Annotated in this window: 17 protein-coding genes and 1 pseudogene; 10 read left to right on the top strand and 8 right to left on the bottom strand. The window is 46.7% G+C overall.

Annotated elements, in window-relative coordinates; genetic code table 11:
* Window positions 1-50: 50 nt before the first annotated feature.
* Window positions 51-1,388: a sensor histidine kinase gene (locus tag H579_RS25085; protein WP_051227499.1), complete on the bottom strand. Its 1,338-nt coding sequence runs from the start codon at window positions 1,386-1,388 to the stop codon at window positions 51-53.
* Between the two features lie 185 nt (window positions 1,389-1,573).
* Window positions 1,574-2,530 carry a CAF17-like 4Fe-4S cluster assembly/insertion protein YgfZ gene (ygfZ, locus tag H579_RS0109530; RefSeq protein WP_028300484.1) on the bottom strand — a complete coding sequence of 319 codons (957 nt, stop codon included), beginning with the start codon at window positions 2,528-2,530 and terminating at the stop codon, window positions 1,574-1,576.
* A 926-nt stretch (window positions 2,531-3,456) separates the two neighbouring features.
* On the opposite strand from ygfZ, the gene H579_RS0109525 reads away from it, so the two are divergent.
* The 3 genes from H579_RS0109525 to H579_RS25080 all read left to right on the top strand — a co-directional run bounded on the left by H579_RS0109525 (window position 3,457) and on the right by H579_RS25080 (window position 6,750).
* Window positions 3,457-3,933 carry a c-type cytochrome gene (locus tag H579_RS0109525; RefSeq protein ID WP_028300483.1) on the top strand — a complete coding sequence of 159 codons (477 nt, stop codon included), beginning with the start codon at window positions 3,457-3,459 and terminating at the stop codon, window positions 3,931-3,933.
* Between the two features lie 180 nt (window positions 3,934-4,113).
* Window positions 4,114-4,317 carry a cation transporter gene (locus tag H579_RS29410; protein ID WP_028300482.1) on the top strand — a complete coding sequence of 68 codons (204 nt, stop codon included), beginning with the start codon at window positions 4,114-4,116 and terminating at the stop codon, window positions 4,315-4,317.
* Between the two features lie 147 nt (window positions 4,318-4,464).
* Window positions 4,465-6,750 carry a heavy metal translocating P-type ATPase gene (locus H579_RS25080; protein WP_051227498.1) on the top strand — a complete coding sequence of 762 codons (2,286 nt, stop codon included), beginning with the start codon at window positions 4,465-4,467 and terminating at the stop codon, window positions 6,748-6,750.
* Between the two features lie 219 nt (window positions 6,751-6,969).
* On the opposite strand, the gene H579_RS0109505 is transcribed toward H579_RS25080, so the two are convergent.
* The 5 genes from H579_RS0109505 to H579_RS0109485 all read right to left on the bottom strand — a co-directional run bounded on the left by H579_RS0109505 (window position 6,970) and on the right by H579_RS0109485 (window position 12,287).
* Window positions 6,970-8,244 (bottom strand): NAD(P)/FAD-dependent oxidoreductase, encoded by a 1,275-nt coding sequence (locus tag H579_RS0109505; RefSeq protein WP_028300481.1) that lies wholly within the window; start codon window positions 8,242-8,244, stop codon window positions 6,970-6,972.
* 78 nt (window positions 8,245-8,322) lie between these two features.
* A complete protein-coding gene (msrA, locus tag H579_RS0109500) occupies window positions 8,323-8,940 on the bottom strand; it encodes a peptide-methionine (S)-S-oxide reductase MsrA (RefSeq protein ID WP_028300480.1) in 618 nt (205 codons plus the stop codon).
* Between the two features lie 150 nt (window positions 8,941-9,090).
* The gene (locus H579_RS25075; RefSeq protein ID WP_028300479.1) at window positions 9,091-11,004 is read right to left on the bottom strand and encodes an ATP-binding protein; all 1,914 of its coding nucleotides are present in this window, start codon (window positions 11,002-11,004) and stop codon (window positions 9,091-9,093) included.
* 6 nt (window positions 11,005-11,010) lie between these two features.
* Entirely contained in the window at window positions 11,011-11,520 is a 510-nt protein-coding gene (locus H579_RS0109490) for a putative pterin-binding protein (protein WP_051227497.1), read from the bottom strand.
* A gap of 182 nt (window positions 11,521-11,702) precedes the next feature.
* Window positions 11,703-12,287, bottom strand: coding sequence for a superoxide dismutase (locus H579_RS0109485; protein WP_028300477.1), 585 nt, complete (start codon window positions 12,285-12,287; stop codon window positions 11,703-11,705).
* A 453-nt stretch (window positions 12,288-12,740) separates the two neighbouring features.
* Between H579_RS0109485 and H579_RS0109480 the strand changes: the two genes are divergently transcribed.
* From H579_RS0109480 to H579_RS0109450, 7 genes are all read left to right on the top strand, one after another.
* Entirely contained in the window at window positions 12,741-13,796 is a 1,056-nt protein-coding gene (locus H579_RS0109480) for a coiled-coil domain-containing protein (RefSeq protein ID WP_028300476.1), read from the top strand.
* 82 nt (window positions 13,797-13,878) lie between these two features.
* Window positions 13,879-14,355 (top strand): PaaI family thioesterase, encoded by a 477-nt coding sequence (locus H579_RS25070; protein ID WP_051227496.1) that lies wholly within the window; start codon window positions 13,879-13,881, stop codon window positions 14,353-14,355.
* Window positions 14,352-14,804 carry a PaaI family thioesterase gene (locus H579_RS0109470; RefSeq protein WP_028300475.1) on the top strand — a complete coding sequence of 151 codons (453 nt, stop codon included), beginning with the start codon at window positions 14,352-14,354 and terminating at the stop codon, window positions 14,802-14,804. The genes H579_RS25070 and H579_RS0109470 overlap by 4 nt, the downstream gene beginning before the upstream one ends.
* Before the next feature lie 268 nt (window positions 14,805-15,072).
* Window positions 15,073-17,487, top strand: coding sequence for a TolC family protein (locus H579_RS0109465; RefSeq protein WP_169449701.1), 2,415 nt, complete (start codon window positions 15,073-15,075; stop codon window positions 17,485-17,487).
* A 19-nt stretch (window positions 17,488-17,506) separates the two neighbouring features.
* Window positions 17,507-19,138, top strand: coding sequence for a LuxR C-terminal-related transcriptional regulator (locus H579_RS27815; protein ID WP_028300473.1), 1,632 nt, complete (start codon window positions 17,507-17,509; stop codon window positions 19,136-19,138).
* 4 nt (window positions 19,139-19,142) lie between these two features.
* Complete coding sequence (locus H579_RS0109455) at window positions 19,143-23,030, top strand: ATP-binding cassette domain-containing protein (protein WP_028300472.1); 3,888 nt, start codon at window positions 19,143-19,145, stop codon at window positions 23,028-23,030.
* On the top strand, window positions 23,030-24,385 hold the full coding sequence (locus tag H579_RS0109450) for an HlyD family type I secretion periplasmic adaptor subunit (protein ID WP_028300471.1): 1,356 nt from the start codon (window positions 23,030-23,032) through the stop codon (window positions 24,383-24,385). Before H579_RS0109455 ends, H579_RS0109450 begins: the two co-directional genes overlap by 1 nt.
* A 166-nt stretch (window positions 24,386-24,551) precedes the next feature.
* Here H579_RS0109450 and H579_RS29405 read toward each other — a convergent pair.
* Window positions 24,552-24,739 (bottom strand): annotated as a pseudogene (locus H579_RS29405) (IS110 family RNA-guided transposase); the annotation flags it as partial.

Here is a 24,739-nt window from a genome sequence, read left to right as displayed (position 1 = left end):
TATGATCTATTCAGTTGATGAATCCAGGTGATAAATGGAACTTGGATAGGTCATAAATCCGACGGTATCCCAGAAACCGGGAAGCTGTATTCCAGCATTAGTCCCGCTTCAGAGTTTAACAGTTCAAGCTCGCCATTAAGATTCTGCTTAATCAGGTTGTACACAATCGACATCCCCAGACCTACAGCACCTTTATGACGCGCAGTGGTATAAAAGGGTTCGAAGATACGTTTACGGGTATCCTCGTTTATGCCTGCACCGTTGTCGCGGTAAGTTATTTTTACCCCTTTACCATGGTCTGTTAACTGCCCGTGTAGCTGAATCAGATGCTCTCCTGGGGTATCTGCAAAGCCATGCATTACGCTGTTTTTAATCAGGTTGCTGAGAATCTGTGCGTGGGCACTGGGATATGTGTATATATTGATACCTGGAATATCCAGCGTAATATCAACGGCTTGTTCTTTTAGCAGAGGGTGTAGTGTTGATACCACCTGCTTATAGTATTTATCCAGCGTGATGGTATCTGCCCGATCCTCATGTTGATCAGCGGCAATGCGTTTAAAGTTTTGGATCAGTTCTGCAGCTCGTGTCAGGTTGCTATAGAGTAAAGGCAGGGCTTCGGCCATATCTTCTCTGAATTGCAGTAAGCCTTCTTTGGTCAGAGTTTCCTGATCCATCTGTTGGCAAAGCTCTTTAAACTGATCTGCCAAGTAGCTTTGTGAAGTAATGGCGACGCCTAAGGGGGTATTCACCTCATGGGCAATACCGGCTACCAGATTGCCCAGTGCGGCCATCTTTTCTGACTCGATCAACTGTTGTTGGGCTTTATTCAGTGTTAGTAAGGCTTTCTGTAACTCCTTGGTACGTTGATCGACTTTCTCTTCCAGGCTTTGGTTCAGTTTTTCCAGTGCTGTCTCATACTCCTGACGTTCAATCTCGGCAGCGATGCGCCCGGAAAAAACCTCAAACAGGGCCTGGGTGAGTTCTTCCTCTTTGATAGGGGTTTCATAAAGAGCAACAATTAGCCCTATTACCTGACCATTTGAGTCCTTTAACGGTGTACCTAGATAGGCATCTATCTTCATATCAACCAGCAGTTGATCATTGGGAAAGGCCTGGCAGACGTCTGCGGGATAGCAGCAAACTGAGTCGTCTGCCACATTTTCACAGGGAGTGTGTTTCAGGTCGTATTCAATATTGTCAGTCAACTCTCCCTTCGCTACTAGAGCGATGGTTCTGGCACTATGGGTATGCGTATTTAAGCGGGCGATAAAGGTGTAGTCTGCCGCTATGATCCTATCCAGCTGCAAGGTAATAGAGCTGAAGAAATCATCGCCATAGCGATTATCCACGCACTCCAGCACGGTGCGTAAGTATTGATCAAACATGGACAGCCTCTTGGATGGGAAGAGTTAGCTTAATCTTAGATCAGGTGAGGCTATTGCACTAGCGCAGTTATTTTTCTGATCAAGAATCAGAAGCCAGCCACCAGTTTGAAACAGCCCAGGCATGATGTTTTTGCTGGGCTGTTTGAGGATTGGGTTTGCATGATAAAGGGGCAAGCTGTCTTGGATTAGATATCCCGCTTATCCAGCTCATAAGGCAGAGGTTGCAGCTGCAGTACCGGGCCATCCATTTTATTCAGGTGTAGCGTTTGATCCAGTGCATTATCTTTCACTACAGCCAGACACTCCTGTTCACCCTGAGGATTATAGGCAGTCAGTAATACTTCGCCAGCATCACCTTCAGCGCTGACGATAATGTTACCTCGCTGTGCTTCTGTGCCCTGAGCCAGAGTTACGCGCTGAACGCGCTTTTTAACACCGCCGCGGTATTGCGCACGTGCAATAATTTCCTGCCCGGTGTAACAGCCTTTTTTAAAACTGATCATGCCCGTAGCCTGATAGTTCAGCATCTGAGGGATAAACTGGTCACTATGGTCTTGTTCGATTAATACCCGGGCCAGACGAGTGCTAAGCAGGTTCCAGTAGTTTTCTGTTTCTGCTGTAAACTGTTGGGAGAGGACTTCAAGAGTCGCTGCTGCTTGCTCTTTTGGTAGTAAAAGCAAACTTCTGTTTTCTTCGGGCAGGGCGATAGGGCTGAGTTCCAGACCGTCCAGTGTAATGGTGTCAGAGGTGAAGCCGACAGCCTGGTATTGCTCTGAGGTATCTCTCAGTTGGCAGCGGTACAGTGGTGTAAATTTCCCTAAGGTTATTAGTGTATGCTCAATAGTGGAGCGGGGCATAATCAGTTTAAAATGATCGCCTTGATGCAAGGCATAGAAAGAGGCATAGATACGCCCTTTGGGTGAGCACAGAGCCGCTGGTTTAATATCACCAGGTTGCATGCTCTCAATATGATTGGTGGCCTGACCGTGTAGCAGTTTTGCCGCGTTATCGCCTTCAATACAAATAACGCCTAGAGAATTCAGTGCGATAACACAGTTATCCTGTGTGGCGTGGTGATGTGTAGCAGTGGCTGGAGCGCTGTTTTCTATAGAGGCGTTATTAGGCATGGCTGTCTGACTCATATAATCCTTTCTGATCAGAAGTTGATCAGATCCAGGGTATTGTTTTAGTAAGCAGTAAATTGGTTTAGATATTTTCTTGGAACTCAGGTAGATAATTGGTTTCCAATAGCCCGAATTTCAAGTGTTGTGTTATTTTTTATACGCATTTTATCGTGGGATAGCGCTCTTTGCTTTTACTTTGATGGCAGTAGATTTTTTTCAGACCCTGTTTCAGGGCACAAGGTTTACACGGTTGTTTACACGGTTCCATTCTCGTTTTGTGAAAGCGCTGGCGGTTGTGACGAGAGTCAGCTTGCCCGTATTGTTACCTATCGCTCTGATTCTGTTGATTGTTCTGCATTGCGTTAAGGGGTTGATGCAGGCGCCATATGGTGGTGCTCACTTTTCTCAGATATCGACCCAGGTCCAGGCTCAACCGATACTTCATGTGGCTAAGGCTTCACCTGACCGATACCATGACTTGATTGAGGCCAGCACCATAATACAAAGATCCGGTGTTATATCAATCCGAACAGCATCAAGCACTAATACACTTGTTAGCACGACTTCAACCGGAGATTGGCCTGAGATAAGCTGCTGTGAGCAGGATGGTTTGTCGGTCCTGCCATTTGAAATCTTTTCTCTGTGTTTGCTCGTTATATTCTGCCTGCGCTTACTCAGGCTAAGCGCTTATGGCTTATCTTTCAGGCGTTCAGTTTCTCGTATTGTTAATCGCCAGCGTCTGTTCTGCTGTTGGCGTCATTAGGTTAATTCCAGACTTTTATCCTGATTATTGATTATGTGCTGTGGTTTGAAGCAGCGCTTGTCTCATAAATAAAGCAAGTCATTGATGAATGTGGTTTTGGGGCAGCAAGCAGATTGTTTTATCTTGATGCCGTTCCCATGTTCTGAATAAGCATGCTCAAAGAGTTTTTGGAATTAAAAGAATGAAAAGACATATTATCTTCTCTCTTCTGCTGGCCATTGGCCTGATAACGGCCTGCAGTGAGCCTTCCGCAACGGATGAACAACATAAGCAATCAAGCGCTGTTAGCACGGGGCTTCAGGTATCAGAGGCTGAGCGTTGGTATAGTGCTGCTATGGTTGAGCAGGGGAAGGTCATATTTCAGCAGAATTGTGCTCAATGTCATGGTGGTTTTGCACAAGGGAACCCTGATTGGCGTCAACCCAAGGCGGATGGGCGTTACCTGCCTCCGCCGTTAAATGGCTCAGGACATGCCTGGCATCATCCATTGGATCAGCTGCGACAGGTGATTAAATATGGTCAAGGCCCGGATATCCCGAGCGATATGCCTGCCTGGGACGATAAGCTGTCAGATCAGGAAATTGATGCAACGATTGCCTGGTTCCAGTCCCGCTGGCCTGAACCTATCTATCAAGCCTGGAATCGGCCTAAGCATTGATCTGTTATGTTCTGTTCTGTTCAGTGCTTGATTTTATAATCCTTCCTTGCTGTTAAATAAGCTTGACCCTGGAGTACACTTCAGGGTTTAAACTGGCTGTAATCGCAGTTGCTTAAATCATGACAGGCCTCAAGAGTGGTCTGTTTTATTGGATATATTTTCAACAAAGTGGTGAATTAAATGAGTAAAGAGGTTGTGTTGACTCTGGAAGGCCTGTCTTGCAACGGTTGTGTGAACTCTGTAACTGAAGCTCTGATTATGGTGGATGGCGTTGAACAGGCAGATGTTACCTTGTACGAGGCTATTGTTACCGGAGATGTCGATCCCCAGGTATTGATCGATGCCGTTGAAGAAGCGGGTTTTGATGCAGAAGAGAAGAAGTAGGCGTTTTTATTTACAGCGCAAAGCATTAGGTAAGGCAAAGGCTGGCAAGGCTAGCCTTACCATCCATTATTGTCACCTATGCTTACCGTCTATTATTACCACTAACCTTGCTGCCAGCTTTGCCAACAAACGTACGCAGGAGATGTTATGTCGCAGACTCAGGAATTTCGTCTGGCTTTACGGGGGATGCACTGTGCCAGCTGTGTACAGCAGGTGCAGAGTGCCCTGGATCAGCTGGAGAAAGTTGAACGAGCCGAGGTGAATCTGCCGGATCGCTCTGCCCAGGTGAGTACTTCTTTACCCCCTGAAGAGGTCATCCAGGCCATTGAGCAAGCTGGGTTTGGTGCTACAGTACTGAATAGTGAGTATGGTGAAACTCAGCGCCAGGATGAGGAAAAACAGCATTATTATCAGCAATTGAAAAAAACAGCAGTCGCTTTAGCGCTGGGCATTCCTCTCATGCTATTGATGTTTCTGCCTGTGATGCCAATGCTGAATAGTCTGTTTGGGCAGGTATTTTGGTTGGTTACTGGCCTGCTGACTTTGGGGGTGATGATTTACTCCGGCGGGCATTTTTACCAGGGTGCCTGGCTGGCATTTAAGCGCCACTACGCCAATATGGATACCCTGATCGCTCTGGGTACTGGCACCGCCTGGTTTTACTCCATGTTGATCTCAATCTGGCCGGAATTAGTGCCAGAGCAGGCGCGTCATGTCTACTTTGAGGCTGCGGTCTTTATTATCGGTTTGGTTAATCTGGGTCAGGCGCTGGAGAGCCGTGCCCGCGGGCAGGCTTCGCAGGCGATTCGTAAGTTACTTAATCTACAGGCCTCTACTGCCCGCTTGATCCGTCGTGAAGACGGTGAAGAGGTGGATATGCGCATCGAATCGATCCAAAAGCGGGATATGATTCGTGTGCGTCCGGGGGAGCGAATTCCTGTGGATGGCAAGGTGATGAGCGGTGAGACTCTGGTCGATGAATCCATGCTCACTGGTGAGCCGTTGCCGATTGCTAAGAACAAGGGGGATGAGGTCACTGCGGGCACCATCAACCAAAGTGGCAGCATCAAGATTAAAACCCTGCGTGTGGGTCAGGATACGGCGCTGGCCAAGATTATTGATCAGGTGCGGCAGGCACAAAATGCCAAGCCAGCTTTGGGGCGCTTGGCGGACAAGATCGCTGCTGTGTTTGTTCCTGTCGTGTTAGTAATAGCCGTGTTAACCGCATTGGCTTGGTATAACTTTGGCCCTGAGCCTGTGTCGGCCTATATGTTAGTGACTACTATGACAGTGCTGGTTATTGCGTGCCCCTGTGCCCTGGGTTTGGCAACACCCATGTCGATTATGGTGGGAGTAGGTAAAGCGGCCGAACGCGGTATTCTGTTGCGCCGTGGTGATGCTTTGCAGCAAACCTCTGAGTTGGATGTGGTGGTATTGGATAAAACGGGTACTGTGACCCAGGGTAAGCCGGAACTGACGGATATCGTTTGTTTAGGCGGTCACTCAGAGTCTGATGTGCTGTTGTGGGCCAGTGCCTTGGAATTAGCTTCAGAGCACCCCTTGGGACAGGCTATTTTGGCTAAGACTGCAGCTTGTGAGTTAAAACCCGTTGCGGCAGAACAAGTGCAGCCGCAGCCGGGTTTAGGTATTCAAGGTGTGCTGGATAATCATCAGTTGTTATTAGGCAACCAGGCCTTGATGACGGCCAATCAGGTGGATTCTGCTCAGGGTAGGGCTGTTATGGCGCAGCTGGCCAACCAGGCCTGTACGCCTGTGATGTTGGCGGTAAATAAACAGCTGGTGGCTGTGCTGGGTATTTCCGATCCAATTAAAGAAGACGCTGCTTCTGCTATCGCCAGACTTAAAGCTCAGGGCGTCCGGGTCGTCATGCTGACGGGTGATCATCGTTCAACGGCTCAGGTAGTGGCGCAAAAAGTGGGTATCGATGAAGTAGTTGCAGAGGTATTACCCAATGGTAAAGCCGATGCGATCAGGCAGCTGCAGTCTGGCGGTCAACAGGTGGCCATGGTGGGTGATGGTATCAATGATGCCCCGGCGCTGGCTCAGGCTGATGTGGGTATTGCGATTGGTACTGGAACCGATATTGCCATTGAAAGTGCTGATCTGACTTTGATGGGTGGCTCTTTACACGGGATTGCCGATGCGATGCAGGTGTCCCGCTTAACTGTGAGTAATATTAAGCAGAACCTGCTGGGTGCTTTTATCTACAACAGTATCGGTATTCCGCTGGCAGCGGGGGCGCTCTTCCCGTTGACCGGGTGGCTATTGAATCCCGCTTTTGCCGGGGCAGCGATGGCTCTGTCTTCAGTGACCGTAGTAAGCAATGCGAATCGATTAAGGCTGCAGCGTCTGGATTCTGATAAGTCGGTTAAAAAACAAGCGGAAGTGTTAGCTAAGCAGGAGGTTGTGTGAGATGGGGTTCTTAGTTAATACCCTGGGCTTGATTCTGATTGGGCTGATTATCTGGTGGTTCTGGATTAAGCGCCCCCAATAGCAACTGGAAAAGATCTGTGTTGAATATCGTTGGCAGAAAAGCAGGGATAGAGAGGTATAAAAAAGAGCGCAACTCTTCCAAATGGCAGGGAATCTGTTGCGCTCAAGTCGTTTGAAGGGCTACAGCTGAGTATGCTTTTACTCTTTTAAGCGTTCTACGCCGATCATTTTCAGGATTTGGCGCTCATAGAAAGGCTCAGGGTTACCGGTCTTCATCTTGCGAATAAAATATTTCTCAAAAGCAACCTTGGCCAAGTGTACCCACTTGCCTTTTTTAAACCAGCTGACATTGCGCGGTGGGATCTGTGGAATTGCTACAAAAGCCGCGCCAGTGTCCCCCATATCTGCCAGGCAGATCGCATTCCAGGTTGCTAAGGCGTGAGGTTCTTCACCCTTTAACACTGCTGCCACATTTTCTACGATAGCGGTGACCATGGACTCGATCATATAGCCTGTTTTCGGAACGCCAGTAGGCACTGGGGTAGCCTCAGTGGGTGGGATAGCGATGCACACACCAGCGGACCAAATCTCAGGATAAATAGGACTGCGCTGGTGTTTATCAACAATAACAAAGCCCCGTGGATTACACAGCTCTGGTACCTGAGCTACGGAATCTACGCCTTTAAAAGCCGGTAGCATCATGGCATGTTTGAACGGTAGTTCATGTCGCTTGATCACTTCACCATCTTCGTTGTGTTCATCCACATACATGGTCTCTTCATCTACCCGGCTGACCTTCGCGTTACAAATCCACTTGATATGGTGATTGCGCAGGTCGGATTCCAACATCGATTTTGAGTCACCGACACCACCCAAACCCAAATGGCCAATATAAGGTTCACTGGTAACAAACGTCATAGGCACCTGATCGCGGATTTTTCGGTTTTGTAGCTCCTTATTGAGAATAAAGGCATACTCATAAGCAGGGCCAAAACAGCTGGCGCCTGCCATAGCACCGACTACCACAGGGCCAGGGTTTTCACACAGGGCTTCAAGGTTGTTGTAGGAGGTGAGTGCGTGGGGGAGGGAGCAAACGGATTGAGTGTGTCCGCCGTCGGGACCTGCTCCAGGTACTTCGTCAAAGGCCAGCTTGGGGCCTGTCATAATCAGCAGTTGGTCGTATGAAACTTCCTGCTGGTTATCCAGTAGCAAAGTTTTCTGATCTGGGTCAATCTGGTCAACTCGTTGTGCAATAAAATCGATATCGTGCTTTTTCAGGTGAGGTTCGATGGCGAAGCTGATCTCTTCTGCTTCGCGCCAGCCGACGGCAACCCAGGGGTTGGATGGGACAAACTGAAAATAATCCCGCTCATTAATCACTGTGATTTGATGTTCTTTATCCAGCTTATGACGCATCTCATAAGCTGCTGCCATGCCGCCGGTACCGGCGCCCAGAATTACTATATGAGCCATCGCAGGCCTCCTTTGTTTTTATTTTGCCTAGCCTGCGATCTATCTTATAAGTTATCTCTTATATAAGTAAAGATGAAATTAGTTTTTGCTGTATTTATCGCCCCATACCTGTTCCAGGCGTTTATCCCGACCGCAATTATGACGATAGAAGGTGTAGCGAATGGGATTATTCAGGTAGTAATCCTGATGATAGTCCTCTGCGGGATAGAATTTAGTGGCTGGCGTGATCTCAGTAGCGATCTTTTGTTCCAGTGTCTGCCCAACCTGTTGTTTACTGGCTTTGGCAAGTTTGAGCTGTTCTGCGCTATGGGTAAAAATGCCGGAACGGTACTGACTGCCGGTGTCGCAGAACTGTCGGTTGACTGCAAAGGGATCGATATTGACCCAAAACACATCCAACAGAGTTTGATAGTTGATCTTGGCTGGATCGTAGACAATCTGAACTGCTTCTGTATGGCCGGTAATACCGGCAGAAACTTCTTTGTAGTTGGGGTTGTCTTTATGACCGCCAATATAGCCGGAGGTGGTGGATATTACGCCATCCAGTTTGTCGAATGGAGGTTCCATGCACCAGAAGCAGCCGCCAGCGAAGGTGGCTATGGCTGTTTCTGCCTGGGCTGAGGCTGTAGGTAAAAAAGCCAGACTGCCTGCTGCCAGTACACCAAAAACAAGACCCTGTTTAATTTGTTTTAACATAACTCTCTCCTGCAACCGTTTCTCAACAGTTCAATCAATATTCGAAGTTTTTTGCTGCTGAAACAGATGAAGGTTTTCAGCAGTTGTAAACACTTGGTTATTGATAGTTACGTTACAGGCGGCTTTGTGGTTTCAATCGAGCGAATGAATTTATGTGATCCAGCGCTCAATTTCCTGTTTCAGGATTTTATAGTCCACGGGTTTGGCCAGGAAGGATTGCATACCCGCATCAAAACACAGTTGTTTATCCTGTTCCTGAACATTGGCTGTCAGCGCCAGGATAGGGGTGTTTTGATTAGGCCCGGGTTCTGCTCTCAGTTTTTCGGTGCAGGTAATGCCATCCATAACCGGCATTTGGCAATCCATTAGGATGAGTTGATAAGTATGCCGGGCGCATTTCTCAAGGGCAATGCCACCATGCTGGGCCAGATCAGTCTGGTAACCCAGGCGTTTGACCATGGCTTCTGCCAGTTTGGCGTTCACTGGATTGTCCTCTACGATCAAAACGATAGCAGGATAAGTCGCTTCTGTATTGGTTGTACTTCCCTTCACTGTTTCGATATTGGGCTTTGCTTGAAGTGTTTTAACGGTTTGCAGAGCGATTGTGTTGTTGCTTGATACTTGTATCGTGTCTGATGTTCGCTCTGCCCCGGTTTCTGTTTCAGGCTTATGCTGAGGTGTCGCCGGTTTTTTCTGCTCTGATGTGCTATCTGCAAGATAGCCAAGATCAGCAATGTGAGTCGTCAAGGTGAACCAGAAAGTTGCCCCTTTTCCTTGCTCGCTTTTGACGCCGATCTCTCCTCCCATAATATTGATGATTTCCTGACACAAAGCCAAACCTAAGCCGCTGCCACCGTAGTTGCGGGTAGTGGACACGTCAGCTTGAGTAAAGGGTTGAAAGATCTGCTGCTGCATCTCAGGTGCGATGCCAATGCCTTGATCTTTTACCTCAAACCTGAGCTTGACCTGATTATCAGCGGTTGTCTCGACCACTTCTACCTTAAGATCAACTTTACCCTCTGAGGTAAATTTAATGGCGTTACTGGTCAGGTTAATCAACACTTGTTGTATGCGGAAAGAATCACCATAAATAGCTGCTGGCGCCTCTGGGTCCACAGACAGATGAAGCTTTAGATTTTTCTCTTTTAATGGGCCGTTAACAATAGAGACCACATTGCGGATGGCGCCTTTCAGGTTGAAGGGCTCCTGTTCCAGATGGATTTTCTGTTGTTGGGCTTTGGATAAATCGAGAATGGAGTTGATCAACTCAAGCAGGTTGTTACCACAAACTTCGATATCTTTTAAAAGAGGGTCGACTTCTGGGGAGTGTTGCTCCAGTTTTAAAAGTTGTATAGAGCCGAGTATGCCGTTCAGGGGTGTGCGTATTTCATGGCTCATATTGGATAGGAAGGCACTTTTAGCCTGGTTGGCTGCTTCTGCTTTTTCGGCAAGCCGTTTATTGCGGCGGATTTCCAGATAGTTGATATAAGTGAAAATACTACCGATGATTAATACTGTGACCAATAACGCAGCCATAAAACGATAGTTTTGCTGCACTTTTATGGCAAAAGTGCTTTCAACATCAGAAATCGCTGAGGCTATCTTGCGCGAAGAGTTCATAAAGAGAATGACATAGCCTGCAAACTTCGCTCTATATTGTTGGGCTTTGTTCGCATCGAGTTTATCCAGCTCTGCTTCCAGTGCCAGTAACAGGGTTTCCAGCTCTTTCGCATGCTCCAGTGCTTGGCTGTCGACTGCTTCTATCAGCTGACGTGTGCTGCCACTGTTAACAATATCAACCCGGCTCCATAGGATCTCCATGCGCAAAATAAGCTCTTCAAGCTTATCTTCATCAGGCGCTTGGCTATAGCGATCCAGTTGCTTAATAAAGCGTAACAACTCCATCTCAACCCTGGTGCTGTTCCAGTAACGTTCATCTTTGGTAAACAAGCCAAAGTCATCGGTCTCCTGTTCCAGATAAAGTAAAGAGACTGCTACAGAGATAACCAGCACAGCCAGTGTGGCGGCCAGAACAACAGGCTGAAAGCGATAGAAACTCTTCATAGGAAGTTAGAATACTTCGATACTTTTTAGCTGCCAGACAGAGTGAGACTGGTAAACGGGAATGTTAATTTCGGGTTTATCGCTAAAAGGGTAGAGAATCCACAGTGGACCTTTATCTCTGATGCGCATGCGTTTGCCATCCTGCTCGTAAGCGATAAAGGCATCATGTTCAACCAAGGTATTTATAGGAACTTCCACCGAATAATCGTTAAGAGCGATCAGCTTAAGCGTGCTGCCTTGGGCGCTAACGCTTGTAAGCAGCTGTTTAACAGAGATTGCAGTATAAGTGTGGGGCTCATCTGTCCAGATGGTTTCCGTTACGATTTTCAGTCTGGGTAGTTGTTCAAGTTCTTTAAAAGAGAAACTTTGTGCGCCATTTTCCACCTTGCCGGTAATTGTCAATACATCGCTGGCGGCATAGCTGGTTTGCAGTGTGGTTATTAGGCTTAGGATCAGCAGTGTGAACACTGAAAGAATCTGTTTGACAATAAAACTAACGCGGGGAGGGACAGGCATGGTTACTCTCCTTATAGCGATCTATCAGACTGGCTTGATATACAGGATATGCTTTCTATTGTGTTTTGCTATGTAGTGTAGATGCTAATCAGGCTAGGGTATATAGTTGAAAAATAGATAGAAAGAGAAAGTTACACATAAAAAAAGCCGGTAAAAACCGGCTTTTTGGTTTTGGCTTGGAATTAAGCTGCGAAGTTAGCCGCTGCGAATTCCCAGTTAGCCAGCGCCCAGAAACCGTTCAGGTAGTCTGGACGTACATTGCGATAGTCGATGTAGTAAGCGTGTTCCCACAGGTCAACAGTCAGTAGAGCAGTCTGGCCGTTAGTCATCGGTGTGCCAGCGTTGCTGGTGTTAACGATTTCCAGGGAGCCGTCAGCGTTTTTAACCAGCCAGGTCCAGCTGGAACCGAAGTTATTTACTGCTTTATCGTTGAACTCTTCCTGGAATGCTGCGAAAGAGCCCCATTTTGCATTGATTGCATCAGCCAGAGCGCCCGTTGGCTCGCCGCCGCCGTTTGGAGACAGGCTGTTCCAGAAGAAAGTGTGATTCCATACTTGAGCTGCATTGTTGAATACAGGCCCCGCAGGAGCTGCCATGATGATCTCTTCCAGAGTTTTGCCTTCAAACTCAGAACCAGGCACCAGTCCATTCAGTTTAACCACATATGTGTTGTGGTGTTTGCCGTGGTGAAAGTCCAGAGTTTCTGCAGAAACGTGTGGTTCCAGTGCAGTTTTTTCGTAAGGCAGGGCAGGTAATTCAAATGCCATGGTTGTATCTCCATCAACTCACGTAGTGATTGTGGCTTAGGGGTTTATGGGTAAAGCCACGTTTATCATTTTCAGGTCCTGTGACAGCAGAAAATGCTTATCATCAGCCGAACCTGTGTTTTAAGTGCGTAAATGATAGCACTTAGTTTATGTGGTTTCTATTTCTGAGTGAAACAGTTGGATATTAATTTAGATCAAGAGGTCGTTTTCTAGCCCGATTTATCGATTTATTTCTTAAGGACATTGTAATAGTCTTTAATATCTTGAATAAACATAAGCTTACAGATGCTAAGCTGATTTAAATCTGTGAGTTAGAACTGGCAAAGTTCCTTAAACCCAAAGTGCCTTAAACCCAAAGCACCTTAAACTCAAAGTACCTGAACCCGGTGTCCTGGCTGTTTGTTAGAAAAGAGCAGCTATGTTCTGGTTCAGGTTGATATCAGGATAAAACCCATGAGCTTGGATGATGACGATCTGAAAATTGTACCCGAGCGCGACAATATCTCTTCGGAAAAACGCCCCAAGGCCTCTAAAGGCAAATCCTCCCATAGCATGGCTAATATTGCGTTGTGGTTTTGTGTATGTCTGTTAGTGGTGGCTGCCGGTGGCCTTTTTACCCAGAATCAACAGCTCAACACTGCATTGCAGGGGTATCAGAGTAAGCTGGAAACACAGTCAAAGTTAATGACTGCACAGCAAGCTAATCTATCGGTGATGGATGAACGAATTCAGTCTTTGGAGTCTCAGCTGGCCGCTACGGGGCGGGATCTGTCTCAATCAGGTAGCAGCCTGGAAAAGAGAATCGAGGAGGCAGGTTCCAGTCTGGAGAAAAGGATTAACGCGTCTGAGCATGAGATCAGGAAGTTATGGGATCTAAGCAATAAAAGAAATAAAGCGGATATAGCTGAAAATAGTCAGCAGTTGAAAGTAGCAATCGACGATATAGCATCCCTGAAGAAAAGTTTGATCGAACAGCAGCAGGGATTTGCGAAGCAAAAGCAACAGTTGTCGGAACAGCTTGCTGTACTTGAGAAAAGTGATAAGGCGCTGGAAGCCCTGCAAAAAAGTCTGCAGTCTGGGCAAGCTCAATTGGTAAGCGATCAAAAAGAGTTGACACAGATGCAAGCCAAACAACAGTTGCAGCTAGAACAGGTGGCATCTGAGGGTAAGAGCCTGTCCAATATTGATGAAGCTCAGAAGAAAGTGATTGCAGATCTGGGGGGTAAGCTTAAGCAGTTGGAACAGCATAGTGCTCAGCTGAAGCAGCAGAGCGAAAAACTTAAGCAGGTTGATGCGCTGAATAATCAGTTGGTAGGTTTGGAGAAAAAATTAGCCCAGCTAGGCAATATGGACCAAACTGAGATGAGAATCCTCCTGGAAGAGCACAATGAACGCTTGGATGCTGTAGATGCTTCACGCAGACAATTTATCAGTAGTGTGACCAGGTTGACTACCGATGTGAATCAACTGCGGTTGGAGCTGGGTCAGTTAAAAGCAGCCAGTCAGTAGTTTAGAAAAGGGGTTGCCCTTTTAAGGAAAGACTAAAAGGACGGGTTAACCGTCCTTTTACTTTTAGAGAGTATAAAAAGTTATGCGTTTTTCTGAACAGAGATACCTTGCCGGTGTAGAGCGTTTTATCGGTGTTATCCCTCAATGTCAGGCTCTTAAAATGGCTGCTTTGGAAGCCAATAATAAAAGAGTGCTGTTTACTGTGCCTTTTGCTGAACACCTGATTGGGAATGCAAAAAAACAGCTGATACACAGCGGTGTTATCACTACTTTGCTGGATACGGCTTGTGGGTCTGTGGTGATCTGCGCGCTGCCACGTTTTGAAATGTGTCCTACGTTGGATCTGCGCATAGATCACTTGCGGCCAGCGGTTGCCGGTCTTCCGCTTTATTGTGTGGCCAAGGTGATCAAAGTGACCCCTCAGATTGTTTTTACCGAAGGCGAGGTTTATCAGGAGGAAGGGCTGCCAGTTGCCCGGGCAGCGGCTAACTTTATGCGTTTGGGAGAAGATAAAACACCGCTTGAGATGGATGTGGCCGTATTTGGAGTAAATGAATGAACGAGGCTAAAACCATGGTTGAGCTGGTTAGTAAAATCCAGCGTGAGGGTAATTGGCAAGAGCTGATAGAGAAAATCCCCTATGCCAAATTCATCGGTATATCGGTGTTGTCCATGGGGGATGAGATTATCTTTAAAATGGACCCTTTGCCCAGTAATACGGGCAATCCGGTTTTACCTGCATTGCATGGCGGAGTTATTGCAGGGTTTATGGAAACAGCGGCCACTTTAAATATGATGATGCGTTTGGATGTGGTCCAAGTGCCTAAAATAATTGATCTTACAGTTGATTATTTAAGGTCAGGGGCCATGAAGGATACCTATGCAACCTGTATTTTAAATCGCCAGGGGCGACGGGTGGCTAATGTTCAGGTATTGGCCTGGCAGAAAAATCGCGAAACGCCCATCGCTTCGGCTCGGGCGCACTTTTTGTTCGATGATGACGAATAGTGTCCTGGAGTAATTGCTTTAGCTGTTTTTAGTGTGGCTGCTTAATTAAGACTTTCTTTTATAACTAATTGATTTGTTGGTTAATTTTTTAAAGCGTCACTATGTATTGATAATTGCACAAAAAAATGAAGAAAATTTGAGTTTTTTCTTTTATTTTTGTGTTTTTATTTGTAACTTATTGTTCCTTGAATGAGTAGTGGTCATTTGGCATCAGTGTTGCCTGAACATTTTTAGACTACTAAACAAGGAAATGCCCGGAGTCTTGCGTGTGAAGCAACTTATCTGTTTAGCTGGTTTTCTAGTTTTTCTAGTAGGCTGTTCTTCCAAGTTAGAACCGATGGATGAAGATGTCGTTACAGTTCCTGAGATTGGTGAGCAGGCTTCTGTCGTGGATAATAACGCGCCAGAAGTTGATAAAAGCCCACCGGTTTCGGTTCCAGATGATAAATACTTTGGTCTTTGGTGGCGACACCTGGGTAGTGCTGAGCTAGAGAAGCTGATTGACAGAATGATCGTCAATAACCAACAGTTACAAATCTCAGCGCAGAGGGTTGTGCAGGCTAAAGCACGCTCAATTCAGGATTATGCTCAGACTCTGCCTGAAGTCACGACAACAGCGGGTTATACCTTAGAGGCTCCCGAGGGTGGCCTGGGTTCGGTGCCTAAAGGCAGTAGCCCAAGCTCGGATGAAGAGTTCGAGGTGGGTTTAAATGCTCGTTATACCGTTGATATCTGGGGTGAGCGCGCCAGCTTTGCTCAGGCATCACAGTATCGTCTTCAGCGGGCGGTTTATGAATATGATGCCCGTCTACTTCAGACGATAACCGATCTGTCCAAAGCTTATCTCGAATACCTGGCTTTAAATGATCGTATTCGTAGTGCCAGAGAAAGCGATACCGCTCTGAACTCCATGCTTAAGGCCATGGCTGACTTGTATGAACAAGGCGATGCGACAGTTGTTGAGATGCAGATACAGCGCTCCTCTGTTTACAATTCACGGGTTGTTTTACCAACCCTTGAATTGAGTAAGGAGCAAGTTGCAAACCGTATTGCACGTTTGGTAGGGGTTGCACCAGGTGAGTTGAGGTTATCTGATCTGGGTCTGGACTCTTTGACATTCCCCTCACAGGTGCAAGGTATTTCTTCTGCTTATATTTTGCGACGTCCTGATATTCAGGCCATAGAAGCTGCAATGTTAGCCGCTGACGCTGATATTGATGTGGCCCGTAAAGCGCTTCTGCCTTCTTTAGAATTAGCTGCAGAAATAGGTTTTGGCTCTGCCAGTGCCAGCCAGTTATTCCAGCCACATACCCTGATGTGGAATTTTGTCTCTAACCTGACTGCAACAATATTTGACGGTGGTCGAAGAGAGCAACAAATTAAGTTTGCTCAGGCGGTGAGAGCTGAGTTGGTCGAAACTTATGTATTCAATGTCTATTCCGGCTTGCAGCAGGCAAGAGATGCCTTAAATGGGATCAAGTTCACTGAGCGCCGTCTGAGCATGCAGAAGACTTCTACTGAAGCAGCTAAAGAGGCACTGGATTTAGGCTTGGATTCTTACCGTGCTGGAGGGATCGACTTCTTAACTTTCCTGGACTCAACGCACTCCTACCAGCGCCGGAAAGATGAGCTTTTCACCTTCTATCTGGAGTATTACCAATCTTTTATTGACCTGTATGGTGCACTGGGTGGTGGTATTCCCTATCGCGGTGCTTATTCCGGTACAAGCCAAGTAAAAGGATCTATTGCCGCTCTAGATGCGGGTGAGCAGGAGAAAGCTGATGAATTATCCGGCCCTTCCTGGGTTGAGGGTGAAGAGGGTTGGCTGGTTGAACCCGAACGCTATCGAGGTAAAGAGCGTTGGTTAGTACGTCTCTCCGGGGTTTTTGATGCTTTTGCAACAGAGTCTGTATTAAAAGATTTTAGACGTCGCTATCAGGATATTCGTCCGGCGAAAGCGTTATTGGCAGAGCGTATTGGTTTTACAGACAGCGAGAAACAGCGCCAGGCTTCCTGGTATGCACTGAATATTACAGGCTTCCAAAATAAGGACGAGGCTGAAGATTGGTGTTCGATGCTCAGAAAAAATCAGCAGCGTTGTATTGTTTTTCAACCTGACGACAACTTTGAGGTAGATGGCGTTTTCCTGGTTGATAAGAGGTATGCAAGTGAGTCTCTGGTTGCCCTGCTTGAAGATGATATTGAGGATAACGAAGAGAGTAAGCTTCTCCCGGGTGAACAAACTTCAGGCACTCTGGAAGAAGAGCAGATACAAGAGGGCTCTGTCATCGATAAACGTGGGCTGTTGTACTCTCTGCTGAAGTCAGATGGCGCTCATGCCTGGCTGATTGGTAACAACACCTTTAGAGTATGGAAGTATCAAGTCAATGCAGACTTATACTCTAATGGCCGTATCGTAGCACTTAAAAAAGATCTGGCTATTCTGAATTTCGATAACAGTGGTGTACGTTTACAGCCTCTGTATGTCGTCGAGTCGATCGAACAGCGCGATGATGGCTCAGTGCTTGCCTATTTGCGTTGGGGCAGTGCCCGCGCCGGACGTGTTTACTCTCACCGTGTTGGTGACCGCGTGTATGGTGGAGGCGTTATCAAGTCGATTGATGAAAGCGGTGTGACCGTATCTTGGGGTGAACACAATATACTCTTGGAATTAAAACAATAGCGATTGAAGGATTATCGTGATGGTTGCGGATAAGCTCGAAAGTGCCAGTGAACAAGTGCAGGTTGAAGGGCAGGCTGAACGTTCAGGTGTCCAGCTGACCGCCCGTCAGGAGCAGATTTTGAGCTTAATGCAGGCTGGGAAGGTTAATAAAGAGATCGCCAGAGAACTGGATATCAGTCTGGGGACAGTGAAACAGCACGTTGTTGCTATTTTTAAGAAGCTTAATGTCAGTAATCGAACCATGGCGGCTTCCCTGGGGAAAGAACTGCTGCATAAGAAAGATGTTAACCGTATTCATGCCCGCCGGCCCTGTATTGTACTGAGTCTGCGCTTTAGCGGTGGAACCCGTAAAGCCAATAGACAGTTTTATGATTTTTTATCCGGTGCTGCATTTGACCATAATGCACACTTTGTCCATCGTGATGATGGCGAAGGTGAGCTTGTTTTCGGCTTAAAACGCTCTTCTGAATATGATTTGAGGGCCGCTCTTTTTATTGCCGGAGACCTTCATAAACAGTTGAAGCAGCTGGACTCTTCAATTGTACTGTATGGAGCTTTGGTCGCTGGCATCGCATCGGTCAGCCAAAACCGTTTTGGTGGTTGGTCCGGGGATGCTGTGGCAAGTCGAGTCATTGCGCGTGCTCATCAGCTGCTGTTCCAGGCTGATGAAGACTATCTGTTATTGGATGATTCATGTCAGTGGATTATGAAGGCCTATGATATCGCTTTGGATGGCAGAGTACCTGAGCAGATCAATTTTAATCAGGCCTGGCAATTAAATGTTTGGGATGCTGGTTGCGATAAGCCTCTTTCAGGGCGTCAGCAAGAACTGGCAGAGCTACTTCACTTTTTATCCCCTCGTTCTGATAACGGACTGATGTTGCTGGATGGCGAAAGTGGTATGGGTAAGTCTCGTATCTGCCGTCAATTAGCCAGAGAAAGTGAGAAGAATGGATATCAGCTCACTTTTCTGAATGTAACGCCCACTGGTATCTGGGATGGAATTAGCTGCTGCATGGTCGATAGCGTTGAGGTTCTTTATGAACAGTTAAGATCAGATGCCAAGGCTAAAAGTTTGCTTATTTTAGATGATGTACATCTATTTTCTAAGGAAGAGAAAGAGGCCTTTTTCATCAGCCTTCAGCATCTTGGTGCAAACAGAAAAGTACTGTTGTCGGGTCGTCAGCTATTAAAAAGTGATTACATTGATACCGCAGAGGTTAACTTTGTTCATTTAAGCCGAATGGATATCTCACAGGTAGCTGAGCTTTTGCAACCATATGATTTGGGAGCATTGCTGGTTGAGGATATCGCTAATCGTTCGAGAGGTGTCCCTTTGTTTGCTATTGAGATGGCCCGGGGAGAAGGAAATAGTATATCTATCGCTCTTGTGATTACCATCGCATCCCGTTTGGATCGTTTTAATATGGATTGGAAGCTTTTGTATTGTTTGGCAGATCAGGCGGATACAGTATCGTTAAACAAATTAGGTAAAATTATGCAGGATAGTACAGATGCTGTTTATAAATCGGTGAAACGTGCTGCCAGCATAGGTGTACTGGAAACCGATGGCAAAAGTGTACGCTACAGGAATAGCTTAGTAAAAGAAGTAGTTGGTTATCTTTTCTCTGGTCAGTTAAAGTTAGATTAGTATTATGGCAAATAACAGCAATGGCTCACGTTCTGGAAACGATCAGAGTTCGGATGATTTAGGTCATAACCTTTTCAGTTCTCTGAAGAAAATTCTCTGTTCTCCAGATCTTAAACGACTATTACCGATGATTATTTTTACATCGTTAATAGCTAATATTTTGGCATTAGCAATGCCATTAAGTATTTTACAGATTTTTGACCGGGTATTAAAAAACCAGTCCATTGAGACTCTGGTTTTTATTGTCTTTGGTGTTATCCTGATTCTGATTCTGGAAGAACTGATGAAGGATGTAAATGGTACTGTAACTAACTGGTTAGGGGCCCGTTTTAAACATAAAGCTTCAAATCAGGCGTTAGAAAAGTTCTTCCTGGTGCCTATGAGGGTCTTTTCAAAAGAAGAACCGGGGGCCTACGCGGAGAAAGTTCAATCAATCTCACGGGTCGCTGATGTTTATTCAGGTCAAACTCTGTTGGTACTGCTTGACCTGCCTTTTGTCGCGCTCTTCCTTTATGTGATCTATCTGATTGCTGGTGATCTGGTATTAGTGCCTATCGCGCTGTTGTGTATCTTCTCTATCGTTGTCGTCTTCTTTGGTCGCTGGATGTATAAGCAGGTTTTAGAGAAAGACATCAATGATGAGAGACGTATCAGCTTCTTAACTGAAGTGTTGGCAGGTGTGTTATCTATTAAGACCATGTCAGTAGAAAGCATTATGCTACGCCGTTATGAGCGTTTGAAAGAAGCCAGTGCCACGCAGGGCGAAAGCCTGTTCTTTGGCAGTGCTTTCGCTAACAGCCTGGGCGGTGCTATGTCCCAGGTGATGATCGTTTTGGTTATTTTCTTTGGAGCGATCAAAACCATTGATGGTGAAATTACATCCGGTGCACTGGCTGCCTGTATGTTGCTCTCTGTCCGTTCTCTGCAACCTTTAAGAAAAGGCTTAGGCACCTGGTTGCGTTATCAGTCGTTTATTGCTGGTAATAAGCGCGTTGAATCCATTATGAATATGCCAATAGTGGATGAAGGCAATAAGCCAGAGCTTGAAGCGATCTCTCACTCTGTGTCCCTGAAGAATGTGACCCTGGGGTATGCGACCCATGAAGGCTTTAGTGCTGTATTCAGTAACCTGAACCTGTCCTTGCCTGCGGGCACCTGTATTGCGATTCGCGGTGACAGCGGTAGTGGTAAAAGCAGTTTGTTATCCCTGTTAAATGGTTTGGAGCAACCCAGCGAAGGTGTTGTACTTATTGATGGTACGCCTTTGACTGAGTTTGATGGTGATTCGGTTCGTAGAAAAATCGCCTTATTGCCGCAAGTGGGCACGGTTTTTGTTGGCTCCATTCTGGATAACCTGACCATGTTTGAGCCTGAGCTGGAAAAGCGGGCATTAGAGCTGTCAGAAGAGTTGGGGCTTGATCTGGTTGTAGCGGGCATGAAGCAGGGTTATCAAACACCTCTGGGTGAGAACGCCAGTGAAGTTTTACCTATGGGGGTAAAACAGATGATCACGATCGTTCGGGCCCTGGTGCACGACCCGGATGTGATTCTCTTTGATGAAGCCAATAACTCCCTCGACTTCGAAGGTGATAAAAAATTGCGTCAGTTCCTGGAAAACCGAAAGGGTGAACTGACCATGGTGCTGGTGGCTAACCGCCCATCCCTAACTCGTCTGGCGGATAAGGTTTACAAAATTCAGGATGGTGATCTGGTTGAAGATGAGCAGGATCGCCGCTACTTTGCTGATAACAAGGATATTGTGCTCATCGAAAGGCCCGAGGTTGATACTGACTTTGAATCGATCATTGCGACTCGTGTTTTTAATAAGTCTGATCTGTCCCGCGCATTAGTTCCTGTATTGAATAAATTGGGCTGGTCCGGTTCACCCCGTGATCTGGCAGAGGCGTTACCGCACCTGGCTGACCATGTCGATATTTCCTACTACTTCAGCACGCTGGCAAACTTAGGTTACCGTTCGCGCTATTTTGGCAATAGCTTTAAAAACTTCGACAATCGCTTATTGCCGTGTATTCTAGTGCCGGATAATAAGCCTGCTGTCGTTATTATTGAGCAGTTACCTGACGGTGGCTATCGCTCATTTAATAGCGAAACGAACGAAGAAGAGGTGCTTTACTCCTTAAAAGATAAGGGAGATATCTATGTCTTCCAGGAGATCAAAGCTGATCCGCAGCAGAATAAGAAAAAATGGGTAACGGAGTTATTCTGGAAGTTTAGAAAGCACATTATGCTGATTTTCTTTACTACCGTTATCAGTACTATTCTTGCGATTGCGCCCTCCCTGTTTGTGCGTTCCGTGTTTGACTCTGTCTTACCGACCGGGGATGCCCTGATGGGTGGGCATCTCCTCGCCGGGGCAGTAATAGCGATTATGTTAGGTTGGTTCCTGAATACTTTGCGTAGTCGCTTGTTGGCCTATATTGGAGGGCGTGTTGAGTATGTCCTGGGTAACGGCATTTTTGATCGGGTGATACGTCTGCCAACCACTTCTCTGAATGGAGTATCGGTTAGTCGCCAGATTGGACGGATTAAAAGCCTGGAGCGCTTAAGAGACCTGTTCTTAGGCCCCTTGGTGCTGCTGATCTTCGACCTGCCAGCCAGTATTATTCTGTTAACCGTGATCTATATCCTGAACCCGTGGGCAGGGGCATTGTTGACAGGAGCGGTTGTGGCCTTCGCTATTCTTCTATATATCACGCGCCCCCTGACAGATCGTGCTTCAGATAACTCTTCTGACAAAGTCGGCCGCCGTTCTGAATTGATTGATGAAACCTTGACTACAATGAAGGCGCTGCGCTCAGTAGGGGCTAAAAACGTCTGGTTGCGTCGTTTTAGAAACTTGAGTGGCGAAGCAGCTGTGGCAGGTTTCCATGAACAACAATCACAAATGAAAGTCGGCAGTATTGCTCATCTAATTGGTAGCATGACCGGGATTCTGGTAATGGCTTTATCGGCCTATCTGGTGATTTTAGGACAGATCACCCCAGGTACTATCATGGCGACAATGATTTTAACCTGGAGAGTTATCGGCCCATTACAAAACCTATTTACGGCTTTGAGTAGTTGGTCGCGAATTTCGACCAATATCCATCAGGTGAATCAGTTAATGAAACTGGGTATTGAGTCTGATGGCACCACTAGCCAGGCGAACCGTTTTGTCTCCAATGGTGATATTTCATTCTCACGGGTTTCTTTCCGCTATGCCGCGAATTTGGATCCGGCGTTGCTGGGTATCTCCTTTAATGCACCACCAGGTAAATTTCTGGGCATTACCGGGCCTGATGGTGCTGGTAAGTCAACATTATTGACCCTGATCAGTCGTTTGTATTCGCCTCAGGCCGGTTCAATTCGAATTGATACGATCGATACGCGTCAAATTTCGGCTAACCACTTACGGTCTATTGTGAGTTATATGCCTCAGAAGTGTGACATTTTCTACGGCACCGTGGCCCAGAACCTGCGCTTGGTTCATCCGGGGGCAACGGATGAGGAGTTGAGATGGGCTGCAGAGATGGCGGGTATCCTGAAAGATATTGAACAGTTGGAAGATGGTTTCAGAACCCGGATCTCTAATAGTGGTGCTGATCAGCTATCGAATGGTTTCCGTCAGCGTCTATCCCTGGCAAGAACCATTCTAAAACCGGCCTCTATTGTGCTGCTGGATGAGCCGGGCAATGGTATGGATGATGCGGGCGAAGAGGCTCTAGTGCGTTGTATTAATTGGTTCAGAGGTCGAGTGACTCTGATTGTCGTCACTCCTCGACCGAGTCATTTGAAAATGGCGGATCATATTCTTTATATGGAAGGTGGGGCTGTGACTGCTAGAGGTCCTTATGCTGATGTTGAAAATAAAATTATGGCAGGTTTGAGCTGATGTCTAAGCAAAAAGTCGATAAAAACACTGACTCTGGAGTCACCCTGGGCAGACGTCAGCGCAGATTGTTATCCGAGACGGTACAGATTGAAGACGAACTGATTCCTGTCTATGCACGACCGATTTTATATCTGGTTGCGATAATGATGATCAGTTTTGCGATCTGGGCATCGGTGACTGAGTTAGCGGAGGTCACTTCTGCTCCCGGTGAGATCGTGCCATCTGGCCAAATCAAAATTGTACAGCACCTGAATGGCGGTACAGTGTCTGAGGTTTTGGTTCAGGAGCGTATGCCGGTGAAGAAAGGCGATATGCTGCTGAAGTTGGATGATGAGAGAAACCTGTCAGACTTACGTCAGATACAGTCACGCCTGGCATCTCTGAAAATGCGCTCTGAGCGTCAGGAGGCGTTTGTATCTGATCGCGAACCGGATTTTTCTGAGTTTGAACAAGAGTATCCGGTGATGGTGAGTGTGCAGAAGCAGCAGCTGGTGAACCAGCTCTCTGTGCGCAGGTCCACGCTTGATGTGGTTCGGCAGCAAATTAGGCAGCGTGAATCCCGTCTGGCTCAGTTGGAAGAGTCTCTGGCCGCAGCGATTAAGCAGAAAGAGCTGACTTCTGAGATGTTTGAAATGCGTGAGAAGATGTTTGAAAAACGTCTGGTGACACGTATTACCCTACTTGAAACCCAGCGTGCAGCTGTAGCCGCACAGGGCGAAGAGGAAAGAATTCGCAAAGAGATCGACCTGACCAATCGCGAATTGGCAGAAGCGAAGAGTCGCTTCTTTGAAGCGCGTAATCAGATCCTGCAAGCTCCTCTGGATCAACTGGATATCCTGGAAGGTGAAATTGCAGAAACAGAAGAAGAGCTGAAGAAAATCAACTCCCGTTTGGGTGATCTGTGGGTGAGGTCACCAGCAGATGGCTTAGTGTTTAATTTAGAAGTGAATAACGCGGGGCAGGTTGTTCAGCCAGGCTCTGTTTTGATGCAGATTGTACCTGAAGATGTTGAATTGGAGGCCGAAGTACGCATCCCTCCCGAAGATATCGGTTATGTGCAGGTTGGACAGGAAGTTAATGTAAAAGTGACCAGTTATGACTTTGCCCGTTATGGCTTTGCAACGGGTGAGCTAGTCCGGGTATCGGCTTTCAGCACGTTAGATGACAGAGGGAACCCTTACTTTAAAGGTTGGGTGAGCCTGGAAAAAACCTATCTGACTAAAGGCGATAAGCGTTATCCGATTCTGCCGGGTATGACAGTAACCGCAGAGGTTTTGACCGGTTATAAAACTCTGCTGGCTTATCTGTCTGATCCTGTGACTAAAGCCCTGTCGCAAGGCTTTAGAGAGCGTTAATCAATCAGGGCTAGTGGCACTCATTTGGATTAGCCATGGATTAGCAACCAGATTGAAATTAAAAAGCCGCACGCATTGATTTGATTACAGATCAGAGCGTGCGGCTTTTTTGTTCCAGATAAGTTGTTGTAGATACCATCTCTCCAAATCACCTTCAACAGCTCTTTTAGGCTGATTGAGGGTGATATTCGCTTTGATGCTTTACAACACCAAAACAAATTTGAACAAGCTTGCGCATACCTGCGCACAGGGCCTGCATTTTACTTTTACCCTTCTCTACTAAACGCTTAAATTGATGTCGAATATCTGGGTTATGTTGTAAACAACTGACTGCTGCCATATAGAGCTTTGCTC

It is taken from the genome of Oceanospirillum beijerinckii DSM 7166 (assembly GCF_000422425.1).
GTDB lineage: Bacteria > Pseudomonadota > Gammaproteobacteria > Pseudomonadales > Halomonadaceae > Oceanospirillum > Oceanospirillum beijerinckii.
The sequence above is the reverse complement of the archived record's forward strand: the minus strand, read 5'-3'. Positions and strand labels throughout refer to the sequence as shown.